The organism is Spirochaetota bacterium (genome assembly GCA_026414805.1).
Lineage (GTDB): Bacteria > Spirochaetota > UBA4802 > UBA4802 > UB4802 > UBA4802.
In genome coordinates this window covers 1-5964 of record JAOAIH010000108.1, presented here as the reverse complement: position 1 = coordinate 5964, position 5964 = coordinate 1, and the positions used below count along the sequence as shown (strand labels likewise).

The window sequence follows — 5964 nt, the reverse complement described above, 5'->3', positions numbered from 1 at the left end:
TGCTTACATGGCTTTGGACAGAGCACTTAAGAGGATTAATTATGCAAATTGGAGAGTTTGTAATGAAATGCATAAATGGAGCCTTAGAAATATACAATGGTTTTATTGCTCCAATTATTAATTGGATGATTGTAGATTTTGGGCCAACAATAGCCAATGTTATAAATCTTGCTATTGATGTGTTTGGCAGCTTATTAGCTGGCGTTATTGATATAGCAAAAGGTTTGTTTAAAACACTTGGAGGCATTGTTGATTTTATTGTAGGTGTATTTACAGGTAACTGGAAGAAAGCTTGGGAAGGTGTCAGAGACGTATTTGGAGGGATTTTTGACAGCCTTGTTGGATTAATAAAAGTACCATTAAATCTTATAATAGATGCTATTAACTTTGTTATTAGAGGGTTAAATAAATTAAGTATAACAATACCTGATTGGGTTCCTGGACTTGGAGGCAAGACATGGGGAATAAACATACCATCTATTCCTAAATTGGCGAAAGGCGGAATAATTGATAGCCCAACTGTAGCAATGATAGGTGAAGCAGGCCCAGAAGCAGTCGTACCACTTCAAAACACAGGTTTCGTGCAAGCAATAGGTCAAGCGGTAGGTGAAGCGGTAAGAAGTGCGATAGGAAATGCAAAAGGAAATAGTCAAGACGCAACAGTAGTATTGAAACTCAATGAAAATGAGCTTGGAAGAGCTGTAATTAAGGCGATAAATAACGTTCAAAGACAAACAGGAATGACATTAATCTCGATATAGAGGTGGTTGTATGCAATTAAAAATTAATGGGACACAAGTTCCAGTAATGCCTAAAACTCTTTTAGTAACATCAATGGATATAGATAATGAAGAAACAACTAAAAGAACAGCAGATGGGACTTTAATAAGAGATAGAATAACAACAAAACGGAAAATAGAACTTGAATGGGGATTGTTGAAATGGAATGAAGTTTCAGCAATCCTCAATTTAGTTAAAGATGTGTTTTTTACAGTTTATTATCCTGATCCTATGACTGGGAAATATGAAACAAAAACGTTTTATTGTGCTAATAGACCGGCAGGAATAGCGATAGAAAAAGGAAATGGAATCTATTGGTCAGATATTAAGCTAAGCTTAATTGAAAAGTAGGTGGTTATCGAATGTATAATGTATCAAAATTATTTAAGGATTTATGCGATAGTAATAATCGAGAATTTGAGATGAAGTTAATTATAGAAGGAGATAGTAACATAGCAACAGAAAAAATTGAAGAAAATGACTCAAGAATTTCACAAACAGGTTATTGGGCAACTCATGAAGATACCAATAATAGTGGTGGATCAGCTATATATTCAGGCATAGTTGGTAGCATAATTCAATTAAGTTTTATAGGTACATCTGTAAAGCTTTATGGTATGGCAAATCCATATAGAGGAATAGCAAAAATTACTTTAGATGGTGTAGTTGAATATGCAGATTGTTATGATGCAGGTACACAATACCAAAAACTTTTATTTTCAAAAAATAATTTATCAAATAGACAGCATACAATAATAATTGAAGTAACTGGTCAAAAAAATGAAAATGCTTATGATGCGTCAATTCACATTGATTATATTGAAATATCATCAGTAAATACAACTATAACAACAATATATAACAATCAAATTATAAATGCCGAAATGGAGAAATCACTAACAACTGATAATATAAGCATAGGTAATGTAATTTCTGGTAAATTTATGTTTTCAATATATAATGAAGCATGCCAGATAACAATAGGTGAAAAGGTGAAACCATATATAAGAGTTAAAGATATCCAAAATATAAGTGAATGGATGCCACTGGGTATATTCTATGTTGAAGAAAAAAATAACAATTCAGATTTTATAACCTTTATATGCTATGACATCTTATATTACAGTGATGAAGATATTTCATCTTATTTCACACAATTTACGTATCCAATTGACACAAATTCAATTTTAAATTTATTTTGCAATAATTTAGGCTTAACTCTTGAAAATATAAATTTAAGAAGTATTACATTAAATACTAATATATTTTCTGAAGAGTCATATACTATTAGGCAGTTTTTATCTGATATAGCGATTATTAATTCTGCAAATGCTATTATAAATTATGATGGTAAATTGGAGTTTAAAAAAATACTGACAAGCAGTATTATAGAAAAAAATTTAGGAAGTAGTGACTATATCAATTTAAGCAAAAATAACGAAAAAAATACACTCAAAAAAATAAAATTTCTTGATGGTGATAATTTTTATTCTATGGGTGAAGGGACAGAGAATGAAACTATTTCTAAAAATATTAATAAACTGATAAAACAAAATGCTGAAGAAATAATGCTTAACATTTATTCTGATATAAATAATTTTCAATATTATCCATTAACTTCACAGATAAGACCACACCCTTATTTAGAGGTAGGCGACAAAATTGAAATTACAGAATTTAAGACTAATAACATTTTAAATACTATAATAACAAAATTAAAGTTAGTATACTCAGGAGGTCTATCTTTAACAATAGAAGGGGCACCAAAAGTGGCTAACAATAACACAAGCAATCTCTCAAATATAATAAGTAAAACAATACAATCTTTGACAAATTTTAATAAATACCAAAATATAGAAGAAGTAATATTAAATAATCAAATAAATAAAAGTATAATATCAGCTCAAGTGGATTTGTCTAAACAACAATCAATAACAGTTACTATACACATTGAAGGAGTAGCATCGGGAAGTACAGATGTTCAAATACAATTATTAGTTGATGGGACTGTTGAAAGAGAGTTCGTAATAGGTGCAACAGATGATAAATTTTTAATAAATATTAAATATTTAATTCCTTTAGTTAAGTCAGGACAACACATTATTCAGATAGCAGCAAAGCTATTAGATGAGCAAACTTTAACAATTCCAGCTGGAAAAGCTTATTTGTATATTGAAGCAGAATGGAATTTAAAACAAAAAATTACTGATATTTTGGCTAAAGTAGAATATAAACGAGCTTTTTATTCTCCAGAAACTACTTTTGAATTTTCAAAACCTTATATAACACCCCCGATAGTAAATATTACTTTATCTTATGAAAATGCAACTGTTCAAAATACTTTACTACAACCTGCTGTAGAATTGCTTTATGAAACTACAGGCGGAATAAGATATTATACAGGAGTTAAAGTGCATTGGTTAGGAAATAACATCCCAGAAGAAATAGAAGGAGCATATACAAATTTAATTGCAATATGTGAGGTGTAAAATTATGAACTATTATCAGCTACAACCTATGCTTATGACTTGTGACTTTAATTATGAGATGATAATGTCAGTTGTTACACCTTATGGAACAAATAATAGAATTGAAATTCAAGGTAATTTTAGAACAAGAAATGATTTTGGGGGAATGATATGGACATCTGAAGATAGATGGAGTCACCCAAATTTTAAGTATGCAACAAATAAAAATTTTTCTGGTGTAAAGTTAAGTTACAATTATAAAATTGAAGGTTATATACCACGATTAGACGATATTAATGGTCAATCATTGACAGTAACCAATGCTGATGGGACGCATATGGTGAGGGTGTGGAATTATGCACCATATAGACCATTGCAGGATTGGGAAGCTGCAAGTGGTTTAACATTTCCAAGAGGCAGAACTCCAGGCGACCAAAGTGGTGAAGAGGGCATAATTGAAATAGATTTTGATAATCTTTATGCAGGGTGGCAAGAATATGAATGGGTCTTTGATGGATATGATGAGCAAGGTAATCCAATAGGCCACTGGGAAAAATCCTCAAAATGGCATAAAATTGACCCAACGACAATAGAAAGACTTATGTGGGGGTTTACACCTATAACTTTTGATTATGGTGAGAAATATCCTTTAAGCGATAGCCAATCATTTAAAGTAACACTCTCAAATTGGACTGTGGAAGGAGCAAGAAATTTAGGTACAACTATTCCGTTTAAAAAGCATATATACAGATTAGCAGATGGCTTTGATGATAGTTATGCTGCAACACCAGAAAGGTATATAAACTTATTTTATGAACTCGGATTTAGAAAATGGATTGACCTATATATTGGAGCGTCACATTATTATGATAAAAAAGGTTTATTTGATGCGTCAGGCAATCCAATTCCTGACCCAACAGGCTATGTTTTATATAGGTATATTCAAAAAACAACACCAGTTTTAAACGAAGGCTTTAAAGCATGGTTTATAGATTTTTGTAAAAGGGCTGAAGAAAAAAAATATGTGGTTGTTGGCTCGATATCACTTGAAACAGTAGATGCACCTGAAACTTGGTGGCAAAGAGCTTATGATGGAACACCTGCAACATCTGGTTGGATACCCACACCACATTTTGTTAGCTTTACAAACAATGAAGTTAAAGAATATTACAAGAATTATGCTAAAGCAATTGCTGATATACAATTTAATTCAGGATTAAAAGTTTGTATTCAGTTAGGTGAGCCTTGGTGGTGGAATCAAGGTATAAAACCATGCTTTTATGACACTTCAACAAAGCAAAAATTCTGGCAAGAAATGGGATATGATTTACCCATTTACAATTCAATGTGGCAGCAAAAGTATGATAAAAATGCTTTGCAGTGGTTGAGGCAACAAAATGGTAAATTTTTAGAAATGATTAGGGATTATATAAGAAGTTTATACCCTGAAGCATTAATAACAGTATTATTTTTTCCGCCAACAGTTATAGACTTAAACAGAGTTGGCGAAATGATGAAAGATGCAAACTTTCCCAGCGAATACTGGAAAAATAAAGACGAAACAAAAAATTTAAACTTTTTTCAAATAGAAGATTATGACTGGATAATAGATGATGACGCACACCATAAATTTGTGTATAAGTTTACATGGGAAAATTTGAAGTACCAATCATACAGAACACATTACTTTGCTGGATTTGTTCTTAATTCAATGCCTATTGAAAGTGATTTATGGCAAAGAATTAATACAGCGTTGATAGACGGTGTTAATAATGAGTTTGAAAGCTATATATGGGCTGGGACACAAATAAGGCGTGATGGATGGATACCACCAGATTTAGTGTGGAAAACAAAAGAGTTAAAAGTTAAAAATTTATTAAGTTAGATTTTCGGAGGTGCAACATGAATGATTGCAAAGATTGTGTATATATAGACACACTGTCAAAGAGAGTGTTGGAGCTTGAAAACATTTCAAAAGACATGGAAAAAAGACTGAAAGAACTTGAAACATCAAGCAAAGTATCAGAAAAAGAAATTAAAATGATTTTTAATATATTAAATGAAATAAAAGACAGTATAAAACAGATAGCTGAGAAGATAGACGAAATTGAAAAAAAACCAAGCCAAAATTGGCAAACGATAGTAACTGCACTTATAACAGGTGCAGTTGCTTTTTTATTATCACAAGTTTTGAAATAAGAAGGTGATACAATGCTACCAATAACACAGATGCTTTTAATAAATCAGAATAGACCAAAAATAAAGCTTAAAAAGTTAAAAGGGGTAGTTATACACTGGACAGCCAACACTGGCAAAGGTGCAAATGCAATTGCAAACAGAAATTATTTTAACACGACTAAAACAGCGGCGTCGGCTCACTATATAGTTGATGTCCACAGTATAGTCCAATGTGTCCCTGATGGCGAGGTTGCATGGCATGTAGGAGCAAGCAAGTATACTTCCACAGGTGAAAAAATCAGAGAGAAGCCATATAGTCCGAATTACTTCCTGATTGGGATTGAAATGTGCGTAAACAGTGATGGGAATTGGAACAAAACATATCAAAACACTGTAGAACTCACAGCCTATTTACTTAAAAAATATGGTTTAACTATTAATAACCTTTATAGACACTATGACATTACAGGCAAAAATTGTCCTGCAATGATGATTGCCGAAAGTGAGTGGACAAAGTTTAAAAATGCAGTTGCGGCGG

6 protein-coding genes are annotated in these 5964 nt (G+C 31.7%); all 6 read left to right on the top strand.

The window, feature by feature from the left end:
• Positions 1–761, top strand: a 761-nt coding sequence (locus tag N3F66_14375) for a hypothetical protein (GenBank protein MCX8125331.1), incomplete at its 5' end; no start/stop codon positions are given.
• A 10-nt stretch (positions 762–771) separates the two neighbouring features.
• Positions 772–1131 (top strand): hypothetical protein, encoded by a 360-nt coding sequence (locus N3F66_14370; GenBank protein ID MCX8125330.1) that lies wholly within the window; start codon positions 772–774, stop codon positions 1129–1131.
• Positions 1132–1142: 11 nt separating this feature from the next.
• Positions 1143–3269, top strand: a complete 2127-nt coding sequence (locus N3F66_14365) for a hypothetical protein (protein MCX8125329.1) — start codon at positions 1143–1145, stop codon at positions 3267–3269.
• 4 nt (positions 3270–3273) lie between these two features.
• Positions 3274–5133 carry a hypothetical protein gene (locus N3F66_14360; protein ID MCX8125328.1) on the top strand — a complete coding sequence of 620 codons (1860 nt, stop codon included), beginning with the start codon at positions 3274–3276 and terminating at the stop codon, positions 5131–5133.
• 17 nt (positions 5134–5150) lie between these two features.
• Positions 5151–5447 carry a hemolysin XhlA family protein gene (locus tag N3F66_14355; protein MCX8125327.1) on the top strand — a complete coding sequence of 99 codons (297 nt, stop codon included), beginning with the start codon at positions 5151–5153 and terminating at the stop codon, positions 5445–5447.
• Positions 5448–5459: 12 nt separating this feature from the next.
• Positions 5460–5964: N-acetylmuramoyl-L-alanine amidase (locus N3F66_14350; GenBank protein ID MCX8125326.1), on the top strand; the 505-nt coding region annotated here is incomplete at its 3' end.

Coding starts and splice junctions, on each gene's coding strand:
- N3F66_14370 (MCX8125330.1), top strand. CDS start 772: ATGCAATTAAAAATTAATGGGACACAAGTTCCAGTAATGCCTAAAACT.
- N3F66_14365 (MCX8125329.1), top strand. CDS start 1,143: ATGTATAATGTATCAAAATTATTTAAGGATTTATGCGATAGTAATAAT.
- N3F66_14360 (MCX8125328.1), top strand. CDS start 3,274: ATGAACTATTATCAGCTACAACCTATGCTTATGACTTGTGACTTTAAT.
- N3F66_14355 (MCX8125327.1), top strand. CDS start 5,151: ATGAATGATTGCAAAGATTGTGTATATATAGACACACTGTCAAAGAGA.